Source organism: Asanoa ishikariensis (assembly GCF_900107455.1).
Taxonomy (GTDB): domain Bacteria; phylum Actinomycetota; class Actinomycetes; order Mycobacteriales; family Micromonosporaceae; genus Asanoa; species Asanoa ishikariensis.
In genome coordinates, this window is sequence record NZ_FNQB01000001.1 from 488,247 (window position 1) to 505,935 (window position 17,689).

A 17,689-nucleotide genomic window follows, 5' to 3' on the forward strand; every position below is an offset into this window, starting at 1 on the left:
GAGTTATTCCCCGATGAAGACGTAGTCGATCCGGTCGACCAGCTCTTTCGGCAGCTCCATGTTCTCGCCGCGCATGCGGGCGAACACCTGGTCGAGCACCGTCGGGTCGATCGAGACCTGGTTGAGGATCGTGCGCACCGCTAGCTCGACCTGGAGGAACCGCGAGCCCAACACGGAGAACGTGCGGTAGGCGCTGAACGCGGCCGCGCCCGGGTTGAGCTGCACGACGGCAGGCAGCTTGTCCCAGTCGTCGGGGAGCTCTTCGACCTGCCACGGCGTCGTGACCACCTCGCCGTTGTGGCGCAGCAGGCCGAGCCGGATGAGCTGCCAGACCGCGGCGAGGAACGGGCACGACCAGCGCCGCGAGCCGTTCTCGAGGTCCCACAGCTCGACGTCGACGAAGATCGAGTGCCGGTTGGCCGCGTTCTGCATCGGTGGCAGCCAGCCCTTGTCGGCCATCGCCGGTATCGCGATCGAGTTCGGCGAGCGCTGGCCGTTGCACAGCCAGCCGGTCTCGGTGGTCGGCGGCCGGATGCCGTTGCTGCCCGGCACCGGGTCGGTGACCAGCGCCTGCTCGACCAGCTTGGCCAGCGGCACCTCGTCGGCGACCGCGCAGCCGGACTCGCGCGCCAGGTAGTCGATCACCAGGCCGCTCTCTTCGGCGGCGGCCACCAGCATCGGGATCACCTCACGCGGCGTGCTGAACCGCGAGAAGTAGTCGTCGACGAGGAAGCAGGTGCTGACCCGCGGGCGGTTGCCGCCCGGCTTGGTCACGACGGTGCGCGCGGCGGACTGTGCCCACGGCGCGATCCGGCGAAAGTGCCGGCGCATCGAGTCGATGCCGCCGGCGAACTCTTCCATGTAGAGGTGGCCCAGCTCGATGGAAAGGTGCGAGAGCGGAACGCGTTCGACGCTCCGCTGAGCGACCGCCTCTTCGAATGCCACTCCGGTCACAGCGTCTCCCAGGCCGCATCGTCGACAATCTTTTTAGCCAACGAGTCGAACTGTTCCAGCGTCTCACGGTTCGCGATGCGCCGCGACCACACGTCGTTATCCGAAATAAGCTGTTCACGCCATTGCAGGACAGGGTCGAGCGGGATCGAGCCAAGTAGCAGCGTGCGGCCGACCTTCCGGCTGCTGGCCAGTTCGGACAGATCCCGGTCGACGTCGCGCAGCCAGGCGATCTGCGCGGGCCGCAGGCCCTCGAGCTCCGGCGAGTCGGGGTTGACCACCGCGGTGCGTACGAAGCGCAACGAGTTGGCCAGTTCCTCGCGGTCGTGCCCGTGGTTTTCGCCGGTGTGCAGGATGCCCCGCTCGCCGTAGACCAGGCCGGACGCGGCGAGCACGTGCTGCCGGGTCCAACGGTGGAAGACCAGCCACCGCGTGCGGATGTTGCGCAGTGCCTCGTTGGCGGTCGCCGCGAGCACCATCTCGGTCGCGTAGGAGCGGCCGGCGCTCAGGTCGACCAGGCAGAGGTCGAACTCCTCCTCCAGGTGCAGGAAGAGCCGGGCGCAGCGCTCGGTGTTCTCCTTGGTGATCGGGAACTCGCCGCCGCCGCTGTCGCCGGGCAGCAGCACCAACCGGCCCGCACCCGGCGGACGGCTGCGCAGGCTGGACCGGTCGGACTCCTGCCAGATCTCCAACCGCTGCGGGTCGGCGACCATGCCGTGCAGGTAGGAGTGCAGACCACCCTGGGTCGTGCCGTGCAGCGTCGTAGGAATGTTGAAGATGGCTCCGGACGTCGGCGATCCGAAGTCGAAGTCGAGATAGCAGACGTCACTGCCCTGCAACGCACTCCGATAGAGGATGTTGCTGCTGGTGACGGAGCGACCGGTGCCGCCCTTGTCGGAGGTCGCGAAGATCAACATTTGGTTAGCCCGCCTCGGTCACGTCACGCCTCGCGGCGGCCAGTTCGTCCAGCGCGATGAGCACCTGGGCCGCTAGGACGGCGGCGGTGCCTGGGCGCTCCGGCAAGATCTCGCGGGCCCGGGACAGGTGGATCGACGCGACCTTGAGTGTTTCGCGCATTCTCGGGCCGGCGTCGCCGGCGCCCGAGAGCAGTTCCATGTCGTACAGGTGCTCGGCCTCGGTGAGCAGGTCGAACGCGTAGTTGCCGAGGCGCGGACTGCGCAGTGGTGGCCGGTTGAGCATGTTGGCGGTGGTCACCAGGCCCTGCACGACGCGCTGGGTGTAGTACCAGGACGGCTTGTCGTAGCGGGTGGTGAGCTGGCCGAACACCGAGGTCGGCTGGTCCCACAGGTTGCGGCCCGGCCCCTTGTCGAGCCGGCGCTTGTTGAGGTGCTCCCAGGTGCGGTCAGCCAGGTCGAGCATCCGACTGCGGGCCTCGGCGTCGTTGATCAGGCCGCCGATCACCGTCGTGCGCTGGAAGAGCAGGGCGGCGAACTCGGAGACCGTCCACAGCAGTCGGGCGTCACCGGCGTCTTCACTGCCGACCAGCGGCACGAGTACGCCCGGCGCGTGCAGGCTCAGCGCGGGGTCCGTGTCGAACGGGCGGCGGGTGACCCGCGCGCGGTTCGCCAGCTCCTCCAGCACGGTGCCGATCCGGCCGAGCTCGGTGTCGGTGCCGCGCTCCTGGACGAGGCCTTTGACGGCGAGCGAGGTGACCAGGAGCGTGTAGTAGTCCGACGCGTCCTCGTCAGTGGTGCGCCACGGGATGTCTTCGACCGGCCAGCGTTGGGCCTGCCCGAACGTCGCCATGGTCGACCAGTAGGCACGGGTCAGCTCCCACCGGAGCTGGAGCGCACGGGTAAGTCGCTGCTGCTCCTCGTTGAGCAGACCGAGAACCCGGGTGCGTTCGGAGAAGAGGTCTTCAATCGCGTCGACGGCGATGACCGTGAAGTAGAGGTACGGCGCGTCCTGTGCGAAGCCCTTGGGCTGTTGGCCCACCGGCTCGTTGGTCTCGATCGGCGGCGCGCCGTTGACGATGCCCCAGGACCAGCCGACCTCGAACAGCCTGTCCGGGCTGTCGATGTCGCCGACCTGGCCGGAACCGATCAGGACCTCGCGGAAGCTGGCGATGGTTTCCCGCAGGTCCCGCCGGACCGCGCTGACCACCTGGCGCTGTGGCAGGTTCTCCTGGTTGATCATGGTGGTGAGCGCCTGGCCGTATGCCGAGTCGACGTCGAAGACGTTGACCGTGAAGCTGCGCAGCAGCCCGACCATGGCGGCACTCAGCCGGGTGCTGGCCTGCTGCTCCAGCGACTCGATCTCCTTGCGGTTCTCTTCGCGGTTGGCGACCGACCTAAGGACCTTGAGGAAACCGAGTACGGACAGCGACAGCGTGACCGACATGGCGAACGAGTCCACGATGTCGAGCCTGAGCTGCTCTTTCGAGGGCTGCGCCGGGCCGGTCGAGCTGAAGTAGGACGAGCCGGAGAACAGCGGCGTGCCGTCGGGGTCGCTGTAGCGGTCGAAGTATTCCCGGAGGATCCCGATCAGCGTCTTCGGAATCTCGGTCGCGTTGCCGAGCGGGCGTAGCGCCCGGATCATGTCTTCGGCTGTCTCGTCCGGACGGTCCAGTTTGAACGACTCGACCTTGGTCGCCGGGGTCAGGATGCAGAGCAACTGCTCCGCGTCACCGATGGAGTTGGGCGCGTCGCGGCCGCCGAACTTCCATTTCTTTTCCCGTTCTGACCAGGACGAACGCACCGTCGCGTTCCAGATCTCCAGCAGCTGTTGACGAGGCTGCATCCTCATCTGTCGCGCACCACCATCCGCCGCCTGACTCCACTGACGTTAGCTAGCAACCTGGGCGAACACTGTGGACGCGCCACGAGATGGCTCGTCAGCACCTCATTCGTCCGCTTCACTCAATGATGGACCACGGGTCAAGGCCGCCGAAAGGCCCGTGGCCTCTGTTCCAAGCTGGCGGTCTTCACCTGCGTAAACGCTGACGGATCGGCGCGGTGACGCGTCATGGGTCCAGAACGCTTGCCGCACGGGGCCTCCATGATCATCGACTGTGGCCGGTCAGGTCTCCAAGATCCACATTGGGCAGACCGGCCGGACGGCCCCGTCGGGGTAGCCGAACGTACGGTTTGGCAACCCTCCCGACAGATGACTGACAGTTTGATCAGTTGATCACGATAAATGTCCCGGTTTCAATGGTTATCGTGACGCGTCTATGCAACTGACATCGATTTCGATCTGTTCACGACCTTGGACGGCTGGATAGCGTCTCGATAGCCATCGATGGGCCGGGCACAGGGGCCTGGCCGCAAGGGGGAGGGCTTCATGCGTCGAACCATCGCGCTGTTGGCCGGGACGGCGCTGGTAGCAGCGATGCTGCCAGCATCTATCGCGACGGCCGAACTGAAGAACGACTCGGGGCCGAGTGGCGCGGACCGCGCCTTGCTCGCCACGGGCGGACAGGTCGCCGACAAGGCGCCGGCCGGCAAGGCACCGACCGGCGTCAATCCGTATCTGGCACTCGTACCCGATCCGACGACAATCGACTATGCCGCGTGGAAGCAGGTCGCCGAGAAGCAGGGCGCCGCGCGCGAGCAGAAGCGGGCACTGCGCAAGGCGGTGGCCGTGTCGCCGGTCCTGGTCGACGAGGACGAGCCGGACGGCACCCAGGGCAGCAACGACTCGCCGGCCATCGCCCAGCCGGTGAGCGGCTTCGGCACCAAGGGCAAGCAGAACCCGCGGGCCCGCATCCTCGGGTCGCTCGACAACGAGACGGTCACCCGCACGGCCCTGACCCCCAACACCGAGGACGACGGCGCGATCCCGCTGGCCCGTGACACCGGCATCCAGGGCACTCGCAACGGGATCACCACGAGCGGCACGATCGGCGACGGCCCGCACGGCTCGGCCGCCGGCGACACCGGCGACTTCGACTTCTACAAGCTCTCGATCACCCAGGTCGGCGAGACGATGACCGCCGACATGGACACCCCGGTGGGCCTGCTCGACCCGATGCTCGCGCTCTACAACGCCGCCGGTGAGGAGATCGCGTTCAACGACGACTCGGGCGGCCTCGACAGCCTCCTGCGCTTCACGTTCACCGCGGCCGGCGACTACTACCTCGCCGTGACCGGTTACAACGTCCTGCCGGCGGACCCGTTCGACTCTGCCAGCGGCGACGGCGCCGGCAGCGAGGGCGCGTACAACCTGCTGCTCGACGTGGCCGCGGCCGACGTCGACTTCTACGCCGTGCAGTTGCGCAAGGGCGACGTGCTGGGCACCTCGGTCACCGGCTCGGCCGCACGGATCACCGTGTGGGACACCGCCGGACGCGAGGTGCACGGCTCCGACCAGGACGCCACCTTCATCTACCCGCCGAACAGCCCGCTGCCCGGCGGCGGCAACGCGGTCAGCGAGCATGTCGCCGACGAGGACGGCCTGCACTACGTGTCGGTCAGCGACGGCAGCGGCAACTACGACATCACCGTCGAGGCGTACCGGCCCAACCTGGAAGGCGACAAGATCACCCAGACGATCTTCATCGACTTCAACGGCCAGCGCCTGAACACCGCGATCTTCGGCGGCCCTGGTGTCGTCACGCTCAGCCCGCTGCGCGCCTTCCTCGGCCGCTGGGGCCTGACCACCGCCGACGAGAACGCGCTGATCAACGGGATCGTCGCCGAGGTGACCGAGAACCTCAAGCGGGACCTCGTCGCGAGCGGACTGAACGACAAGTTCCGTCTCAAGATCCTCAACAGCCGTGACGACGCCGACCCGTTCGGTGAGGTCAACGTCAGCCGGCTGATCGTCGGCGGCACCATCGCCGAGTCCGGGGTCAACACGATCGGCATCGCCCAGTCGATCGACCCCGGCAACTTCGACACGCAGGAGTCGGCGCTCATCCTGCTCGACGTGCTGAGCGGCCCGGCCAACGACGACGCGTCGCTCAACTTCTACATCACGCCGGCGAGCGACAAGCGCGCCTTCATCTCCCAGGCGGTCGGCAACGTGGTGTCCCACGAGGCCGGTCACTTCTTCGGCAACTGGCACGTCGACCAGTTCAACGACACCCTCAACCTGATGGACCAGGGCGGCAACTTCCCGCTGCTCTACGGCGTCGGCCCGGACGGGATCGGCGGCACCGCCGACGACCCCGATGTTGACTTCGGCGAGGACGAGTTCAACCCGAGCGAAGGCTTCACCGGCACCGAGGACACCCAGGGCCGGCTAGCGACGGTTCTGACCCGCTGATCCACCGCGCGGAGGGGGCCGGTTCCGCCGGCCCCCTCCGTCGCTCAATGCGACAACGCCGGCGGTACGGGCGCCTCCAGGTGCTCCAGGAGCGCGGCCAGTTTGTGGTCGAGCTCGATGCCGACCTCGGCGATGTCGTCGGCGCCGACCGCACCGAACGACGAGAAGGTCGCGCCGGGACGCTCGATGATGAAGTGGGTCTCGCCGGCCCGGCTGGCGATCATCGGGCGCAGTGGCGCGTACAACATCGCTGCCTGGTCGTAGCGGTACATCCGTTCGGCGAGGACGTGGTTGCCCATCAGGTAGACCACGCATTCCCCAGGGTCGTGGGCCAGCCGCATGAGCGGGCCGTCGTCGCTTGACCAGTAGCGCAGGAAGCCCCACGGCGCCGCGGCGTCCACCTGGGCGGTGACCTCCGACCAGTCCGCCCCACGGGCGATGAGCGCGTTGAGCGCGGCGTAGTCGAGCGCCGGCACAGCCGTCTCGTAGCGCCGCCGGAAGTCCTCGAACGACGCCTCGACAGAGATGCGGTAGCGGTCGGCCTGGTAGCGGCTCTCGGAGATCGCCATCATTCGGACGCTAGCAGCGCGGCCCGCCGCCGTCCGGCGCTTCGTTCAAGCCTGAGCCGCCGGGGATTGTCAGAGGAACATCACGTTGATGGCGGCGACGGAGAGCATCGCCGAGAAGTCGGGGATCGCCGGGTCCGGCCGGAGCTCCAGTTGGAGCGTGATGCGCAACTCAGCGGCGCCGCGCAGCCGTGCGGCCACGGGATGGGTGAACTCGCCGCTGGAGTTGGCGTAGTAGAAGAAGGGCACGGTCCGCTCGTTGACCGCGACGGTGAGCTTGGCGGCGACGTCGCCCTCGCCCTCCTGCCGGCGAGACCGCGAGCCGAACGCGAAGGCATAACCACTGACCGCGACCTCGACGGCCGCGGGCATCGTGTCGCCGGTGACCGGGAGGGCGATCGAGAACTCCCGCGTCAGCGACTCCGCCGCCCCGACGCCCGCGGTCGCCGAGAGATCGTCGAAGTTGATCGTCAGGGCCTGCCCATCCTCGCTGAGCGCGAAGCTGGCACCTTCCGGCGGAACCGCCGGCTCACCCATCGTCGTCGGTTCTTCGCCATCTGGACGCATGGAGCCTCCTCACCGAGGGAGCGGCTTCAGGTAAGGAGAGCAGACACCCCGACCCCCGGCGACCGTGTCACCCGAACGTGGAGCTTCAGGCCAGGCCCGCGCGGACCGCGTACAAGGCTGCCTGGGTGCGGTCCTGGACGCCGAGTTTGGCCAGGATCGCGCTGACGTGTGCCTTTACCGTTTTCTCGGCCAGGCCTAGCGCCCGGGCGATCTCGCGGTTCGATCGTCCCCGGCCGATCTCGGTGAGCACCTGGCGTTCGCGCGGGGTGAGTCGGGCCGGGTCGGCGCCCGTATCGCCCTCGCTCAGCACCCGCGCCACCTCCGGGTGCAGCAGCATGTGTCCGAGGTGGACGGATCGGATCGCGGCCGCCAGTGCCGGTGGGTCGACGTCCTTGTAGACGTAGCCCGCCGCCCCCGCGCGGACCGCCGGCAGCACCGCGGCCGGCTCGGTGAAGCTGGTGATCACCAGGACCCGGCATGGCAGACCCCGGGCGGTCATCTCGCGCAGCGCGGCTACCCCGTCGACGCCCGGCATCCGCAGATCGAGCAGCACCACGTCCGGCAGCAGCTCGGTCGCCCGCGCTACCGCCTCGGCGCCGTCGGCCGCCTCGCCGACCACCTCCAGGTCGTCCTGCACCTCCAGGAACGAGCGCAGGCCCTGGCGCACCATCGCGTGGTCGTCGACCACGAGCACCCTGATCCGCTCAGCCAACGGGCACCTCCAGCCGCACCCTCGTGCCCTGGCCGGGTTCCGACTCGACCGTCAGGCGCCCGCCCACCGCGCCGGCGCGGTCTCGCATCGAGGTCAGGCCCAGTGAGGCCTGGTCCGTGGGGCGCAGGCCCGACCCGTCGTCGCGGACCTCGACCACCAGTGCGGCGCCGTCAAGGAACAACCGGATCTCGACGGTACGCGCGGACGCGTGCCGCAACGCGTTGTGCAGTGCCTCCTGGGCGACCCGGTACGCGGCGTCCTCGCATTCCGGCGCCAACCGCGGCACTGGGTCGGCGCGCAGCCGGACGCGGGCCGCGTGTACCCGGTCGAGCAGCCGCGCCTGCTTGCCCAGCGCGGCGTCCAGCCCCTCGTGCTCCAGGTCGGCCGGGCGCATGCCGACCACGATCGCTCGGAGCTCGTCGGCGGCCTCCCCGGCGAGCGCGCGGACGGTGGCGATCTGGGCGGCCGCCCGCTCCGGGTCGCGGGTGACGAGGGCCGCGGCGGCGTCCGCGGTCAGCCGCAGTCCGAACAGCTTCTGTGCCACCGAGTCGTGCAGCTCGCGGGCGATCCGGTCGCGTTCCTCGAGGACCGACAGCTCCCGGCTGCGCTCGTACAACCTGGCATTGACGAGGGCGATCGCGGCGTGACCGGCCAGGATCCGGAGCAGGTCCTCGTCGTCGCGGTCGAACTCACCGCCACGCTTGTTGGCCAGGTAGAGCGCACCGAGGATCTCCTCGCCGTGCACGATCGGCATGCCGAGGAAGTCGCGCAGCTCGGGGTGGTGCTTCGGCCAGTACTCGAAGCGGGGGTGCGACCGGATGTCGGCCAGCCGCAGCGGCGCCGGGTCGCGCAGCAGGACCGCCAGCAGGCCGTGTTGGCGCGGCAGCGGGCCGATCGCGTTCCATTGCGCGTCGCTGATCCCGTCGACCACGAACTCCGCGAAGGCGCCCGTGTCCTCGTCGGGCACGCCGAGGGCCGCGTACCGGGCGTCCAGCAGCCGGCGCGCGGCGGACACGATGGTCTGAAGCACCTCGCGCACCGACTGGCGCGCGGTCACGGCGAGTACGGCGGCGCTCAGCGCTCGCAGTTCTTCGCGCGCGTCCACCCTCGCACCGTAGCGCGTGCCGGACCGCCGGTGATCCGGTCCGATGGTCCTAGGACCAAGGTCCCGGGACAGGGTCGTCCCTGGTCCGATGGCATCGGTCGGCATCGTTCCTAGCGTCATAGGCATGACAACAGCGATCATCACCGGCGCGTCCCGAGGCCTTGGGCGCGCACTCACCGGCGGCCTGGCTCGCGCCGGCTGGAACGTCGTCGTCGACGGCCGCGACGGTGCGGCCCTGGCTGCCGTCGGTTTCGGGCGTGGGGTCACCCCCGTCGTCGGTTCGGTCGCCGACCCCGAGCACCTGGTCGCGCTGGTCGAGGCGGCCGACCGCCTCGGCGGCGCCGATCTGCTGGTCAACAACGCCGGGATTCTGGGGCCCTCGCCGCAGCCGCGGATCGCCGACTATCCGATCGAGGCGTGGCGCGAGGTGTACGAGATCAACGTGCACGCGCCGCTGGCGCTCACCCAGCTCACCCTGCCAGGACTGCGCAAGCGCGGCGGGGCCGTGCTCAACGTGACCTCGGACGCGGCCATCGAGGCGTACGCCGGCTGGGGCGGCTACGGCTCGGCGAAGGCGGCGCTGGAGCAGGCGAGCCGGATCCTGGCGGCCGAAGAACCGGACGTGCGGGTGTGGTGGGCCGACCCGGGCGACCTGCGTACCCGGATGCATCAGGAGGCCTTCCCCGGCGAGGACATCAGCGACCGTCCGGAGCCGGAGTCGGTCGTGCCCTCGTTCCTCCGCCTGTTGGCCGCGCGGCCGGAGTCGGGCCGGGTCCGGGTCGCGCAGTGGTGACCGCGACCGGGTCGCCGATCGACTTCGTGCTGCCGGACGAGCTGTCGGCCCACGAGCCGCCGGAGGCCCGCGGTGTGCCACGCGACGGGGTACGGATGCTCGTCTCGACCCCGTACGCCCAATCGCACCGGATCTTCCGGGAGCTGCCCGACGTGCTGTGCCCGGGCGACGTGTTGGTGGTCAACACGTCGGCGACGGTGCCGGCCGCGGTGCCCACCCTCGGCGGACCTGCCGTGCATTTCTCCACGGCCAACCCGGACGGCACGTGGTTGGTCGAGCCGCGCGGCCCGTTGGCCTCGACCGCCGCCGCCGGGCAACGGCTGGACCTGCGCGGCGGAGGATCGGTGACGCTGCTCTCGCCGTACTCCCGCGGTCGGCTCTGGGTCGCGTCCTTGTCGTTCGGCGATGTCCACGCTTATCTGCGTTCACACGGTTCGCCCATCCGGTACGACTATGTGCCGAAGGCCTGGCCGTTGTCGGCTTATCAGACGGTGTTCGCCACCCAGCCCGGCAGCGCCGAGATGCCCAGCGCCGGCCGGCCGTTCACCGACCGGGTGGTCACGCGGCTGGTCGCCGCCGGCGTGCAGGTGGTGCCGATCGTGCTGCACACGGGGGTGGCGTCGGCGGAGGCGCACGAACGGCCGTACCCGGAATGGTTCTCGGTCCCCGCCACCACCGCGCGGGTGCTCGCGGGCGCCCGGCGGGTGATCGCGGTCGGCACGACCGTGGTCCGGGCGCTGGAGACCACCGGAGGCGCGGCCGGCTCGGGTTGGACCGACCTGGTGGTGACACCGGAGCGGGGCGTGCGGGTCGTGGACGGCTTGCTGACGGGGTTCCACGAACCGCGCGCCTCGCACCTCGATCTGCTTGCCGCGGTGGCGGGTCCGGACCTGGTCGCCCGGTCCTATCGGGAGGCCCTCGCGGCCGGTTACCGCTGGCACGAGTTCGGTGACGTCAACTTGCTGCTGTCGGAGCGGGCTTCCGCAGCGGTATAGTCCCGCCGATCGAGCGCGCGGTGGAGGATGACGGATGTCCCAAGGTCAGCAGGTATATGACACGCCGACGTTCGACACGTCGATGCGCGGCTACGAGAAGAAACAGGTCGACCGGCACGTCGCTGACGCCGCCGAGCGGATCTCCAAGCTCAGCGCCGAGCGCGAGCAGGCGCACAACCACATCCGGGGCCTGAACTCGAACCTCGAGCAGATGCACGGCGAGCTGACCGAGCTGCGGGACCGGCCGCCACGACTCGACCGGGCGTCGTTCCGCCACCTGGGTTCGATGGTCGACGAGATCCTGGCCCTGTCGGAGAAGCAGGGCCAGGCCATCGTCGAGGCGGCGGGCCAGCACGCCGCCGAGATCCAGGCGGCCGCCGAACAGGTGGTCGAGGCGGCGCACCAGGAGGCCGAGCGCCTGCGGACCTTGGGGCAGGAAGCGCGCGAGGCAGCCGAGCAGGAGGCCAAGCGCCTCCACGAGGCCAGCGAGGCGGCGATCGAGCACGCCGAGGGCGAGGCCCGAGCGCGCATCGAGTCGGCACACGAGCAGACGCAGCAGGAACTGACCCGCTGGCGCGGCGACGTCGAGCGCGAGGTCAACGAGCACCGGGCGGCGGCGCAGGAGGTCGACGAGGCCCGCGCGGCCGAGGCCGAGCAGCAGCTACAGGCTTACCACCAGCAGCTCACGATGGTGCAGAAGGAGATCGAGGCGCGCCAGCAGGCGCTCGCCCAGCTCCGCAACGCGCAGGAACAGGCCCAGCAGCAGCTCGGCCAACTCCGCCACGACGGCGCCGCGGTCGAGAACGACCTGGCCCAGGTGACGCACCGGCTCCAGGGCACCCGCCAGGAACTGAGCGCGGAGCTGTCCCGGCTCGAGGCCGCTCGGCGGGGCGCCGAGCAGGTCGAGCAGCAGACGCTGGATGCCCGGGTTCGCATGCAGCGCGAGGCCAAGCGGATGGCGGATCGGGCCGCCGCGGCGGTCATGGCCGCGGCCGCGATCAGTGAGCAGACGGGCGAGTTCAAGATGGTCGCGATCGGCCGCGACCAGGAGCAGCTAGCCCTGGCTCCGGCTCCGGCTCCGGTTCACGCGCCCGAAGAGAACGGCGCGGCACCGGAGCCCCAGCCCCAGCCCGAGCCGGAGCCCCGTGTCGAGGCGCCGGTCGAGGAGTCGCGTTCGCTCTTCGAGCCGCGGCAGCACGTCGACGGGTGATGCGTTAGGCCGGACCCGCGTCCGGGTGGAGGTCTGCGGCCAGGCGGCCGACGACGCTGAACTCCGGGCGTGGGTCGGTGGGCGTCGCGCGGACGTTGAGCCAGCGGGGGATTGCCCGGACGGCCGCGCGCGAACCCGTCGCCGACAGGTCGCCGGCGCGGACTGCGTCGCGCCAGCTCAGTTCGCCGCGCCACAGGTGGGTCAGGCAGCGCAGGGTGGTCTCGACGGTCACCGCTACCGGGTGCCCTGGGTCGAAGTCGCAGACGTCCGCGTCGTCCGCTGTCATGATCAGCCACCAGCGTTGGGTCTTGGGCTCGACGTCGTCCAGAACGACGTGGACCACCGTGCGGCCTGGCGGCAACGACGAGCGCGAAACCTGGCGGCGCATGTCCCAGAACAGCAGGTGGGGGTCGAGGTCTTCGTCGCCCAGCTCCGGCAGCCAGCGCAGCGACCAGTCGCCCAACCCGTCGACTATCTGTTGTAGGTCCTTCCCGGCGGGCGTCAGGCGGTAGATGACCTTGTTGCCGTCCGGGAAGCGCTCGACCACGCCCACGCGTTCCAGTCGTTGGAGCCGCTTGACCAGCAGGGCCGGCGACATGCGGGGGACGCCCCGGCGGATGTCGTTGAAGTGGCGGCTGCCCATCAGCAGCTCGCGGACGATCAGCAGGGTCCACCGCTCGTCCAGGACCTCGAGTGCCTTGGACACCGGGCAGAACTGGTAGTAGGTACCCATGCACCCACGGTAGGACCCCGCGCGGTACACAAACAGAACTGGTCAGCTTCATTTCGTGAACTGACGGGCGGCCCCGGCCAGGGCCGAACATCGAGGTCATGACTGACATCAAAGAATCCGTAGGAAACATGTTGGGCCTGCTGGCCGGGTACGTCGGCCACCGGACCGTCGCGACCGGGCTGCGCACCGGGCTCGTCGCGGCACTCGCGAACGATGGCCCGGCCACGCCGGACGACCTCGCCCGCCGCACCGAGCTCGACCCGTTCTACACCTTCGCGTGGTGCCGGGCCGCTTACGGCGCCGGTGTCTGCGACCGGGACGGCGACGTCTACCGCCTGGCCGACAACCTGGGCACCGTGCTCCTCGACGACACCTCCCCGGCGTACGTCGGTGGCGTCTTCAAGGTCCTCGAACAGCCCGAGATCTTCGACCGGTTCGAGGCGAGCCTGGCCAGCGGCGAGCGGCTGTGGTGGGACGGCTGCTCGCCCGAGTTCATCGCCGCGGTCGGCGGCACCGGCCGCCCGTTCTACCGCCGCCTCGTGCCGGGCGGGCTGGCCCAGGTGCCGGGGCTGGCTCAAAAGCTCGACCAGGGGTGCCGCGTCCTCGACACCGCCTGCGGTTCCGGGCACGGGCTGGTCATGCTGGCGCAGGCCTACCCGAACAGCGAGATCTCCGGTGTGGACGGTGACGCGCACTCGGTCGAGGTCGCGCGCGAGACGCTCGACGAGGCCGGCATCCAAGGGGTCACCGTCTGGGACAGTCCACTGGAGAAACTCGCCGTCGAGCAGCCGTACGACGTGGTGGTCAACAACATCTCCATGCACGAGTGCCGGGACATCGACGCCGTGGTGCGCAACGTCAAGGACGCGCTGAAGCCCGGCGGGGTGTTCGTCATCTCGGACTTCCCGTTCGCCGACGACGACGCCGGACTGCGTACCGCGCCGGGTCGGGTGATGTCCGGCATCCAGATCTTCGAGGCGCAGATCGACGACCAGCTACTGCCCCGCCGGGTGTACGACGACCTGCTCGCGAAGCACGGCTTCACGGACCTCGGCTTCGCCAGCATCACCCCGATGCACGCCCTGACCTGGGGATACGCCTGAGTCGCACGGCGAGGCTAGACCTGCGGGCATCGGGCTGCGACGATATGCGCACTCTCAATGCAAGAATCTTCGCTTGCCTGGAGGTCCCGTGCGTCGTCTGCTCTCCGTGGTTGCCGCCATCGCCCTGGTTCTGACCGCGACACCGGCCGTCGCGAGCGGAAGCAAACCCAGGCCCGTCATCTTCGTCCACGGTAGCGCCGGGTCCGCCTCGCAGTTCGAGTCGCAGACCCGGCGACTGACCAGCAACGGCTTTCCGATTGAGATCATCGAGGCGCACGAGTACGACTCGCCCAACGTCGCCACGATCCTGCCGGCCATCTTCGCCGGGCTCGACGAGCGGGTGGAACGGCTGCGCGCCCGCACCGGGCAGGACCAGGTCGACATCGTCGCGCACTCGCTCGGCACCTTCGTCATGCAGAGTTACCTGGCCAGCTCGCCGGCCCGGGCGCAGCGGGTCGCGCACTACGTCAACCTCGACGGCCGCACCGCGACCGCACCGCCGGGTGGGGTGCCGACGTTGGCGATCTGGGGTGAGGGCGACCAGACCCGCGCGATCACCGGCGCCACCAACGTCTACCTTCCGAATCAGTCACACACCCAGACGGTCTCGTCGGAGGAGTCGTTCCGGGAGATGTTCCGGTTCTTCAGCGGGCGGTCGCCGCACACCGGCCGGATCGTGCCAACCCGGCACGCCGAGATCTCCGGTCGCGCCGTGCTGTTCCCGAGCAACGCCGGAGTCACCGACGCGACGCTGGAGGTCTACCGGGTCAGCCCGCTGTCCGGGCGGCGGCTGAGCCACCGGCCGGTGAAGACGGCGGCACTTACCGGCGACGGCACCTTCGGCCCGATCAAGCTCGACAGCACCGCCCGCTACGAGCTCGCGGTGGTCCGCCCCGGCGCCGCGACGCATCACTTCTACTTCCAGCCGTTCCTGCGCGACAGCGCGTTCGTCCGGCTGCTCACCAGTCGCCCGGGCGAGGGGCTCGGCGCCCTCGTGGAGACCGGCGCCCGGCACACCGCGTTGACGATCCAGCGCCAGCAGGAGTGGTGGGGCGACCAGGGCGCGGCCGGCGACCACCTGTGGGTCAACGGCCGCGACATCCTGAATGCCGCCAACGCGCCGCGGGTCAAGCGGGTCATCGGGATCTTCGCGTTCGACGCGGGCAGCGACCGCCGCACCGACCTGACCGCGCCACTGCCGGCGTTCTTCGCGCAGACCTTCATCACCGGCATGGATGTGTACGTCCCCGCGAGGCCAAGAGGCCTGGTGTCCATCACCGTTGGCCAGCGCGGCGGCGGCTACGAGTCCGTCAACGTGCCCAACTGGCCGTCATCCGACCACCGGATCACTGTGAACGTCAACGACTACTAGGCGGCAGGGCGGCATAGCCCGCCAGCAGGATGTCGATGGCCTCGGTGAAGCGGCTGTCGAAGTCGAGGCCGGCCCGCGTCGCGATGACCTCGGTCAGGTTGGGGAACTCGGCCGGGTCGAGCTCGTCGGCGCGGTCGTCGAGGTTGGGTTCGGAGCCCTCGTGTCCGGGTGTCCGGCCCACCTCGGCGAGCGTGTGCCCGATCGTGAACATGGCCACGACGTTGACGACATCCATGGCCCGCCCCAGCGGTACGCCACCCGCGCGCATCCCGGCCAGCCAGCGCTCCGACATCCGCAGCGCGTCCGGCGAGTTCACCGGGCGGGTGCCGGCCAGCGGCAGCACTCCGGGGTGGGCCAGCAGCGCCCGGCGCAGGGCGTGTGCGAAGTCGCGCATCCACGGCACCCAGGCGGCACCCGGCTCGTCGAGGCCGGCGAATGCCACCTCCATGACCCGGTCGACCAGGCCGTCGAGAAGCGCGTCCTTGTTGGGCACGTAGTGGTAGAGAGTCATCGCCTCCACACCTAGTGTGGCGCCCAGCTTGCGCATCGACAGGGCGGGCAGGCCATGTGTGTCCACAAAGTCCAGTGCGGCGTCGAACACCTGCTCCCGGCTCAGCCCGGCCTTCGTGCCCGCACGGCGTCCCGCCACCACCACACCCCTTGACGATTCTTACGGCGTAAGTCAGGCTAGCAGAAACTTACACCGTAAGAATGGAGTCGAGCATGCTCGCGCTGGCCCTGACGCTGATCCTGAGCACGGTCGCGTACCACCTGGTCATGACCTTGATCGACGTGTATCCGCTGAACAACGTGCGCGACGCCAAGCGCAGAGAACAGTGGACCGAGGTCGCCGTGAACGCACCGGTCATGGCACTGCCCGCGGTCCTGCTCGGCCTGGCCGCGGCGCTCAAGACTCCAACGTTCGGCTACGTCGCCGGCGGGCTGGAGCTACTGATCGCGGCCGGCGGACTGCTGCTCTGGTGGCTGCCCTACCTGGTCGGCGTCACCGTGCCCTGGGCAACGGCCGGCACCGGCGTGACCTGGGCGCAACTGCACGCCCGCACGTACGCGCACACGCTGATCGTGCTGCCCCGGATCGGCGACCGCCCACGCCCCAACCTGGAGCACATGATCCTGCACGCGCTGATGCTGGCGGCCGCGATCGCCACCTTCGCCGCAGCGGCAGGCTAGGCGGAGCGAGGCTGCGGGACGGTGGTGGGCACAGTGGACTCACGAATCACCAGCCGGCAGGACTGACGGACCACGCCTGCGGAAGGCGTGCCGTCGAGGGCGGCGAAGAGGTGCTCGACGGCCGTGGCACCAAGCTGTTCGAGGTTGAGGTCCACAGTGGTCAGCGGTGGGCGGCAGTCGGTGGCGAAGTCCTCCCAGTTGTCGTAGCCGACGATGGCGACGTCGTCGGGGATCCGCCGGCCGAGGTCGAGCAGCGTCTGCGAGACACCCGTGGCGATCTGGTCGTTGCCGCAGAAGATGGCGTCGATCTCGGGCTCGGCGTCGAGCAGCATCCGGGCGGCGTGCCGGCCCCAGCGCTGCGACCACTCGCCGTAGAGCGGCTCGCCGGCCGGCGAGAGGTCGTGCTCGGCCAGGACGGCGCGCATGCCGACGACCCGGTCGCGGGCCGCCCGATAGCTGTGCGGGCCGGTGATGTGCGCGATCCGCCGGCGGCCGAGGGCGACCAGGTGCTCCACCGCGAGGCGGGCGCCGCCCTCGTCGTCGGCCAGCAGCGAGAAGTCGTCCGGGTCGGCGGACTCGCCGTAGACGTAGACGACCGGGACGGGGATGTCGCGGGTCAGCGACGGCCGGATGTCGTTGCTGTCGCCGAGCACGATGAAGCCGTCGACCCGGCGGGCCAACAGCGTGCGGATGTAGTGCGCCCGGCGGATCGCGTCGCCGCGGGCGTCGCACAGCAGCACCGACATCTGCTCGTTGCCGAGCGCGTTCTCGGCGCCGAGCAGGATCGGGATCGAGAACCGGCCGCCGAGCTCGTCGGTGAGCAGGCCGATCGTGCGGGTGCGGCCGACGATCAGGCCGCGGGCGAGGGCGTTGGGGTGGAACGACAGGTCGCTGGCCGCCTGGAGCACCCGCTGCCGGGTCGCCGCGGCCACCTGGGCGCGGTCGTTGAGCGCCTTCGATGCCGTGGCGACCGAGACGCCGGCCCGCCGCGCGACGTCGGACAGCGTCACGGCCTGCGAGCGGAGCCGCCCCATGAGAAACACCTTTCGCCAACGTTTTCTGTTGCTGCGGGCAACGTATCAGCATGCAGCGGGTTTTCGGGATGGCCGATTTGGCATCTTGCCGAAAAGGTTTTCGGAGTCCAGAGTGAGCGCCATCACGA

17 protein-coding genes are annotated in these 17,689 nt (G+C 69.7%); 7 read left to right on the plus strand and 10 right to left on the minus strand.

Features of this window, described 5'->3' with window-relative positions; all coding sequences use genetic code 11:
* Positions 1-3: 3 nt before the first annotated feature.
* From BLV39_RS02385 to BLV39_RS02395, 3 genes are read right to left on the minus strand one after another with little or no spacing between them, the layout of a single operon-like run.
* A complete protein-coding gene (locus BLV39_RS02385) occupies positions 4-954 on the minus strand; it encodes an SCO2522 family protein (protein ID WP_090786573.1) in 951 nt (316 codons plus the stop codon).
* On the minus strand, positions 951-1,868 hold the full coding sequence (locus tag BLV39_RS02390; protein WP_090786575.1) for an SCO2523 family variant P-loop protein: 918 nt from the start codon (positions 1,866-1,868) through the stop codon (positions 951-953). Before BLV39_RS02390 ends, BLV39_RS02385 begins: the two co-directional genes overlap by 4 nt.
* A gap of 4 nt (positions 1,869-1,872) precedes the next feature.
* Complete coding sequence (locus BLV39_RS02395) at positions 1,873-3,717, minus strand: SCO2524 family protein (RefSeq protein ID WP_090786577.1); 1,845 nt, start codon at positions 3,715-3,717, stop codon at positions 1,873-1,875.
* 537 nt (positions 3,718-4,254) lie between these two features.
* On the opposite strand from BLV39_RS02395, the gene BLV39_RS02400 reads away from it, so the two are divergent.
* Positions 4,255-6,180 carry a DVUA0089 family protein gene (locus BLV39_RS02400; RefSeq protein WP_176984737.1) on the plus strand — a complete coding sequence of 642 codons (1,926 nt, stop codon included), beginning with the start codon at positions 4,255-4,257 and terminating at the stop codon, positions 6,178-6,180.
* A gap of 44 nt (positions 6,181-6,224) precedes the next feature.
* Here the strand turns inward: BLV39_RS02400 and BLV39_RS02405 are convergent, their stop codons facing one another.
* The 4 genes from BLV39_RS02405 to BLV39_RS02420 form a co-directional block, all read right to left on the minus strand.
* Positions 6,225-6,749 (minus strand): hypothetical protein, encoded by a 525-nt coding sequence (locus BLV39_RS02405; protein WP_204083007.1) that lies wholly within the window; start codon positions 6,747-6,749, stop codon positions 6,225-6,227.
* Positions 6,750-6,818: 69 nt separating this feature from the next.
* Positions 6,819-7,313 (minus strand): hypothetical protein, encoded by a 495-nt coding sequence (locus BLV39_RS02410; RefSeq protein WP_143049614.1) that lies wholly within the window; start codon positions 7,311-7,313, stop codon positions 6,819-6,821.
* Between the two features lie 85 nt (positions 7,314-7,398).
* Positions 7,399-8,025 carry a response regulator gene (locus tag BLV39_RS02415; RefSeq protein WP_090786585.1) on the minus strand — a complete coding sequence of 209 codons (627 nt, stop codon included), beginning with the start codon at positions 8,023-8,025 and terminating at the stop codon, positions 7,399-7,401.
* A complete protein-coding gene (locus tag BLV39_RS02420; protein WP_239084064.1) occupies positions 8,018-9,130 on the minus strand; it encodes a GAF domain-containing sensor histidine kinase in 1,113 nt (370 codons plus the stop codon). The genes BLV39_RS02415 and BLV39_RS02420 overlap by 8 nt, the downstream gene beginning before the upstream one ends.
* A gap of 124 nt (positions 9,131-9,254) precedes the next feature.
* On the opposite strand from BLV39_RS02420, the gene BLV39_RS02425 reads away from it, so the two are divergent.
* Genes BLV39_RS02425 through BLV39_RS02435 form a run of 3 tightly spaced genes read left to right on the plus strand, consistent with a single transcriptional unit; the run spans position 9,255 to position 12,128 of the window.
* Positions 9,255-9,923 carry an SDR family oxidoreductase gene (locus tag BLV39_RS02425; protein WP_090786588.1) on the plus strand — a complete coding sequence of 223 codons (669 nt, stop codon included), beginning with the start codon at positions 9,255-9,257 and terminating at the stop codon, positions 9,921-9,923.
* Positions 9,920-10,918: an S-adenosylmethionine:tRNA ribosyltransferase-isomerase gene (locus BLV39_RS02430; protein ID WP_090791055.1), complete on the plus strand. Its 999-nt coding sequence runs from the start codon at positions 9,920-9,922 to the stop codon at positions 10,916-10,918. Before BLV39_RS02425 ends, BLV39_RS02430 begins: the two co-directional genes overlap by 4 nt.
* 34 nt (positions 10,919-10,952) lie before the next feature.
* Positions 10,953-12,128 carry a coiled-coil domain-containing protein gene (locus BLV39_RS02435; RefSeq protein WP_090786590.1) on the plus strand — a complete coding sequence of 392 codons (1,176 nt, stop codon included), beginning with the start codon at positions 10,953-10,955 and terminating at the stop codon, positions 12,126-12,128.
* A gap of 4 nt (positions 12,129-12,132) precedes the next feature.
* Here the strand turns inward: BLV39_RS02435 and BLV39_RS02440 are convergent, their stop codons facing one another.
* The gene (locus tag BLV39_RS02440; RefSeq protein ID WP_090786592.1) at positions 12,133-12,861 is read right to left on the minus strand and encodes a winged helix-turn-helix transcriptional regulator; all 729 of its coding nucleotides are present in this window, start codon (positions 12,859-12,861) and stop codon (positions 12,133-12,135) included.
* A 98-nt stretch (positions 12,862-12,959) separates the two neighbouring features.
* Here BLV39_RS02440 and BLV39_RS02445 point away from each other — a divergent pair, with 98 nt between their 5' ends.
* Positions 12,960-13,964 (plus strand): class I SAM-dependent methyltransferase, encoded by a 1,005-nt coding sequence (locus tag BLV39_RS02445; RefSeq protein WP_090786594.1) that lies wholly within the window; start codon positions 12,960-12,962, stop codon positions 13,962-13,964.
* A gap of 88 nt (positions 13,965-14,052) precedes the next feature.
* Positions 14,053-15,336: an alpha/beta fold hydrolase gene (locus BLV39_RS02450; protein ID WP_239084063.1), complete on the plus strand. Its 1,284-nt coding sequence runs from the start codon at positions 14,053-14,055 to the stop codon at positions 15,334-15,336.
* Here the strand turns inward: BLV39_RS02450 and BLV39_RS02455 are convergent.
* On the minus strand, positions 15,323-15,985 hold the full coding sequence (locus tag BLV39_RS02455; RefSeq protein ID WP_204083006.1) for a TetR/AcrR family transcriptional regulator C-terminal domain-containing protein: 663 nt from the start codon (positions 15,983-15,985) through the stop codon (positions 15,323-15,325). The genes BLV39_RS02450 and BLV39_RS02455 overlap by 14 nt on opposite strands.
* A gap of 74 nt (positions 15,986-16,059) precedes the next feature.
* Here BLV39_RS02455 and BLV39_RS02460 point away from each other — a divergent pair, with 74 nt between their 5' ends.
* Positions 16,060-16,527: a hypothetical protein gene (locus BLV39_RS02460; protein ID WP_090786599.1), complete on the plus strand. Its 468-nt coding sequence runs from the start codon at positions 16,060-16,062 to the stop codon at positions 16,525-16,527.
* Here BLV39_RS02460 and BLV39_RS02465 read toward each other — a convergent pair.
* Positions 16,524-17,561: a LacI family DNA-binding transcriptional regulator gene (locus tag BLV39_RS02465; RefSeq protein ID WP_090786600.1), complete on the minus strand. Its 1,038-nt coding sequence runs from the start codon at positions 17,559-17,561 to the stop codon at positions 16,524-16,526. The two genes, BLV39_RS02460 and BLV39_RS02465, sit on opposite strands and share 4 nt — an antisense overlap.
* Positions 17,562-17,689: the final 128 nt, after the last annotated feature.